This window comes from Candidatus Cryosericum odellii (assembly GCF_003570935.1).
GTDB classification, from domain to species: domain Bacteria; phylum Caldisericota; class Caldisericia; order Cryosericales; family Cryosericaceae; genus Cryosericum; species Cryosericum odellii.
Map to the genome: position 1 here is coordinate 1 of NZ_QXIU01000019.1, position 3,436 is coordinate 3,436.

General features: G+C 58.5%; 3 protein-coding genes. All 3 read left to right on the forward strand.

Annotation, left to right across the window (positions count from 1 at the left end; genetic code table 11):
* A partial coding sequence (locus SMC5_RS00830) for an ABC transporter ATP-binding protein (protein WP_119119207.1) occupies positions 1-1,209 on the forward strand: 1,209 nt, incomplete at its 5' end.
* An 18-nt stretch (positions 1,210-1,227) separates the two neighbouring features.
* Positions 1,228-2,364 (forward strand): ABC transporter permease, encoded by a 1,137-nt coding sequence (locus tag SMC5_RS00835; protein ID WP_119086791.1) that lies wholly within the window; start codon positions 1,228-1,230, stop codon positions 2,362-2,364.
* The gene (locus SMC5_RS00840) at positions 2,361-3,302 is read left to right on the forward strand and encodes an ABC transporter permease (protein WP_119086792.1); all 942 of its coding nucleotides are present in this window, start codon (positions 2,361-2,363) and stop codon (positions 3,300-3,302) included. The genes SMC5_RS00835 and SMC5_RS00840 overlap by 4 nt, the downstream gene beginning before the upstream one ends.
* Positions 3,303-3,436: the final 134 nt, after the last annotated feature.

Here is a 3,436-nt window from a genome sequence, read left to right on the forward strand (position 1 = left end):
GGACTGGAGTCTCAGGGTTTCTATATAGACAAGAAGTCCGTGGCCCACCAGATTGAGGCCATAGCAAAGAAGTACAATTTCCGCGTCGACCCCTATGCCAAGATCTGGCAGCTCTCCGTGGGCGAACAGCAGCGTGTCGAGATTATCAAGACACTGTTCAAGGGCGCTCGCATCCTGATCCTGGATGAGCCGACTGCCGTCCTGACGCCACAGGAATCCGAGGAGCTGTTCGGCATCCTCCGAGAGATGAAGTCAGAGGGAAAATCCATCATCTTCATCAGCCACAAGCTCAACGAGGTCATGTCCGTTTCCGACCGCGTCACGGTACTGAGGAAGGGACAGCTCGTGGGTACCGTCGATACGGTCTCCATCACGGAGCGCGAGCTCGCAAAGATGATGATCGGGCGCGACGTCCTGTTCCGCCTGGAACGTAAGGACATCGAGCAAGGCCGGGAGGTCCTCAAAGTCGAAGACGCTCAGGCTTACAATGACCGTGGCATCATGGCGCTCAACAAGCTGAACATCACCGTGCATGGCGGCGAGATCATGGGTGTCGCCGGTGTGGCCGGCAATGGGCAGGTCGAGCTGGCGGAATGTATCACAGGACTGCGCCACCTCGTCAGCGGACACGTCACGGTCGAGGGCATCGATGTGACCAACGCGACGCCGTGCACGCTGGCATCCGCAGGGGTGAACTACATACCGGCCGATCGACTTGGTGTGGGCCTCGTACCCAATCTCTCTACCGTTGACAACGCTATGCTGCGGAAGTACAAGCAGCAGCCCATGCGCAGGGGAACATTCATTGACTACGCTGCTGCCTGTACGTATGCTGACGGACTTATCGAGAAGTTTGACATTGCCGTGCCGCTGAAGAATGCACCAGTCAAGGTCCTGTCCGGCGGGAATATGCAGAAATTGCTGCTTGCCCGCGAGATCGAGGAGAATCCGAGGCTCCTGATCGCAGAACATCCGACCCGCGGCCTCGACGTGGGTGCCACCGAGTTCGTGCGCAAGATATTGCTGGAACAACGCGACAACGGGGTAGCCGTGCTTCTCATCAGCGAGGATCTGGATGAGATTCTCATGGTTGCAGACCGGGTGGCGGTGATGTACGAGGGGCGTATCGTCGGTATTGTCGACGCGCACCACGTGGACATTGCACAGATCGGTCTGATGATGGCGGGCGCCGTAGGCGCCAAAGCTTGACCGGAAAAGGGGTCTGAGATGCTGCGATTCGAGAAACGCGACAAGACGCCGATACAGCTTCGTGTCCTGGTACCTATCTGCTCGGTCCTGCTGGGCCTCCTCATGGGGTCTGTCGTCATGCTGTTCGCCCATGTCAACCCGCTGAGAGTCTATGGAGCCATTGTCAAGGGCGCGTTTGGGTCGGCCTACACCTTCTCGGAGACCCTGGTCATCGCGGTCCCCCTCATCCTCATGTCCGTCGGGCTTTGCCTGGTCTACCGCATGAAGTTCTTCAACATCGGGGCAAAGGGTCAATACATCATCGGGGCCATTTGTGGGTCCTACCTGGCGTTGTTTGGCCCGGCGACGATGTCCCGGCCGCTGCTGCTGACGCTGATGATGGTACTTGGCACCCTTGGAGGAGCGCTGTGGGCTATCATTCCCGCACTTCTCAAGGTGTATTGGAATGTCAACGAGGTCATTGTGACACTTCTGCTCAACTACATCGCCTCGTACATTCTGTGGTTCTTCATGTATGGGACATGGGGCACCCGTGGGTTTCCACTCTCCAAGAACTTTGCCCTCAATGCCCAGCTTCCGCGCATCCTCCCGCCTCCCTCGCGGCTCCACATCGGGCTGTTTTTCGGGCTGGCTGCTGCGGTGATCATCTGGATCATCATCCGGAAGACGCGCTTCGGATATGAGACCAGAGTCCTGGGCGAAAACGAGCGCGCAGCCAGATACGCCGGCATCAATGTGTTCAAGACGGTCATCATCGCTGCGGTCATCTCGGGAGGCCTTGCCGGCCTTGCCGGCATTGCGCACACCTCAGCCGTGCTGCGTGTTCTGCAACTCGAGATCAACTCGGACTACGGGTATACCGCTATCATCGCGGCCTGGCTGGCAGGGCTCGATCCGCTGGTCGCCGTCGGGATCTCGGTGCTCCTGGCGGCTCTCGAAGCCGGCGGCTACCAGATACAGATCGTCATGCGCGTGCCCTTTGGCATTGTCGGCGTGATTGAGAGCTCGATCCTCTTCTGCCTGCTGGCAGGAGAGATCGTCACGCACTACCGCGTAATCCTGACGAGGAGGCTGAGTACGCCCCCCGGAAGCACCCCTCGCATTGGGAAAAAGTGCTCGGTGGCCTTAGACGAAAGGGCTCGGGGGGGCGCATGAATCCTACTTTCGGCAGCATCCTGATCAGTGTTCTCGCAGGAGCTGTCCAGTCAGGGACGATTCTTTTGCTTCCCACACTGGGCGAAGTGCTGACGGAGCGCAGCGGTGTACTGAACCTCGGGCTTGAGGGACTGATGCTGATTGGCGCGTTCTTTGGATTCCTTGGGGCTATGAAGACCGGCAATCCCTACGTTGGCCTGCTCCTCGGCATGGCAGCGGCAGCGGTAGCGGCAACCATCCACGCCTTTATCTGCGTGACTCTCCGTGGTAACCAGACGGTCACGGGCCTTGCGCTCACCATCTTCGGGACGGGTCTCACGAGTTTTTATGGTGACAACTGGGTCTCTCAGCGTCTCACGACCGTCATCCAGCCCATGGCTATTCCCGGGCTGTCACGAATTCCTTTCGTCGGGCCGATTCTCTTCAGTCAGGACCTGATCGTTTATGCCGGCTACATCCTGGTAGCCCTGTTCTGGTTCCTGCTGTTCAAGACGAAGGTCGGGGTCAACCTGAGGGCGGTCGGCGAAAACGCGAAGGCTGCAGATGCCATGGGCGTCAACGTCGTGGGTACCCGCTACTTCTGGACCATCGTGGGAGGGGCGCTTGCGGGTGCGGGAGGAGCGTACATTACGTGCTGTATCCACCCGTACTGGCTCAACGGTATTACCTCCGGTATGGGGTGGATTGCCGTAGCCCTTGTGGTCTTTGCCATGTGGAATCCCTTCAATGCTCTCGTCGGAGCGTTCTTGTTTGGAAGTATTGAGGCCTTGCAGCTTCAACTCCAGGCGGCGGGCACCTACATCAACAGTGCTCTACTGTCGATGCTGCCCTATTTGGCGACGTTTGTGGTCATCATCGTGGCAACCCTGATTGTCCGTGTGCGTCACGTCGGGACGCCAAAGGAACTGGGAATACCCTACGCACGCGAGGAGAAATAGAGGGCGTCTCTGAACCTGAGAGGCAATATCCATGCGAACCGGCAGCCCATTGCGGCTGCCGGTTCGGTTCATCCAGGGACGCCCTGCCGTTACTTCAGAAGGACGGCGACTAGGAGTTTGATGCAATCTTCGAC

What these genes read in the sequence shown, in the direction of transcription:
- SMC5_RS00840 (WP_119086792.1), top strand. Translation starts at nt 2,361, where the DNA reads ATGAATCCTACTTTCGGCAGCATCCTGATCAGTGTTCTCGCAGGAGCT.
- SMC5_RS00835 (WP_119086791.1), top strand. Translation starts at nt 1,228, where the DNA reads ATGCTGCGATTCGAGAAACGCGACAAGACGCCGATACAGCTTCGTGTC.